This window comes from Bordetella sp. 15P40C-2, assembly GCF_009763235.1.
GTDB lineage: Bacteria > Pseudomonadota > Gammaproteobacteria > Burkholderiales > Burkholderiaceae_B > Bordetella_A.
The window spans coordinates 1-1,410 of the sequence record NZ_WSJA01000030.1 but is presented as its reverse complement, the minus strand read 5'-3'; the positions used below and the strand labels follow the sequence as shown (position 1 = coordinate 1,410).

The window sequence follows — 1,410 nt, the reverse complement described above, 5'->3', positions numbered from 1 at the left end:
CTTCTACAACCATCGGCGCCCACACCAAGCCCTGGACATGAAAACCCCGGCTGAAGCATTCGCATTAGCCGCTTGAGCTGAGCAGGAACCGCTGGGTCATTACACACTGGCGCTGGTGGATGTGCGCACACTGGATCACGTCGTTGTCGCCGCTAGCGACACCACGTCCTTTGCCGAACGCGGCCTGATCTGATCCTGGGGGCTTCGGCCCCTTTTTTGCTTCGATTTTTACTTTAGATCTGAGAGTGGTTGGACATTCATGTCCAATAATACGTAACTCCTGAAATCTGCCGTTAATAGTTAATTAACGCTGCAGAATTTTTAACGCAATGACTAATTCTGTAGGGGGCAGTTTTTTAGAGCTCTTATAAAATCACTTAATAAATTTAATAAAGATCGGTTCAGGTGCTTCCTGGCCGAGAAGCCTCTTCTTTCGTTCCTTGTTTCGGTCTTTGATTGCCGACTTTCTTGCCCCTCGAAACACGGGGGTATAAAGTGCCCAACAACTGCTCTCTGGTGTTTTGTTACTCACTCGCGCATCCATCGAGGTCTTTGCAATCATCAAGCATCGCCAAAACTCCTCGGCCGAGGGAGCGTTCCACATGCGATCAACCCAATGCTGCGTCCATATGGCATTTTCCTGTTCTATCAACGCATGCTTGGCGGCTTGACCAGCTAGGCCCTTATCACCCTCGTGTTCGCGTATTGTTTTAGCGAACATATCCGACTGGATTGAGTAACCAGCAATCGTGATTGTATATGTCTGATCCAGACTATCTTCGCTCGACGCTAGCTGAAGAACGATAGACTTGATGAAGTCAGCCGCGCCAAAGCGTTCGGCTGCCAGAACCTCCCGAGCAAGGATCTCATCATTTTCAGAACCCATGATCCGTTGACGCCACATTGCCTCAATTGGCTTAGATACTTCGCTTCCCCAAATCGCCTGATGCTCAAGCTGACCTGCTCGGATTTTTCACACCACCGGGATTTGGAATCTAGCTTCGGTTGGTAACCTTGATGCAGCGACCTGGGCGGCCTGCTGCGGTGTCAAATAGCCCAGACTGGAGTGCGGCCTGACGGTGTTGTAATGCTGGCGCCAGTCCTCGATCACGATGCGTGCCTCGGTCCGGTTGCGGAACCACTCCATGTTCAGGCACTCGTCGCGCAGCTTACCGTTAAAACTCTCGGTCGTGCCGTTCTGCCAGGGCTTGCCTGGGTCGATCAACGCTGTCTCGATGCCCTGATCCACAATCCATTGCAGCAAGGCATGCGAGACGAATTCCGGGCCATTGTCCGAGCGCAGGTATGTAATGACCCAGCGGTTCCTGCTCAGCTCAAGCGGCTAATGCGAATGCTTCAGCCGGGGTTTTCATGTCCAGGGCTTGGTGTGGGCGCCGATGGTTGTAGAAG

At 52.3% G+C, this 1,410-nt stretch carries 1 protein-coding gene and 2 pseudogenes; 1 reads left to right on the top strand and 2 read right to left on the bottom strand.

Annotated elements, in window-relative coordinates; translation table 11 throughout:
• Positions 1–106: 106 nt before the first annotated feature.
• Positions 107–193, top strand: a pseudogene (locus GOQ25_RS14135) (DNA repair protein RadC); the annotation flags it as partial.
• A gap of 180 nt (positions 194–373) precedes the next feature.
• Here the strand turns inward: GOQ25_RS14135 and GOQ25_RS14130 are convergent.
• On the bottom strand, positions 374–886 hold the full coding sequence (locus tag GOQ25_RS14130; RefSeq protein ID WP_160351128.1) for a hypothetical protein: 513 nt from the start codon (positions 884–886) through the stop codon (positions 374–376).
• 87 nt (positions 887–973) lie between these two features.
• Positions 974–1,306, bottom strand: a pseudogene (locus GOQ25_RS14125) (integrase core domain-containing protein); the annotation flags it as partial.
• Between the last annotated feature and the right edge of the window lie 104 nt (positions 1,307–1,410).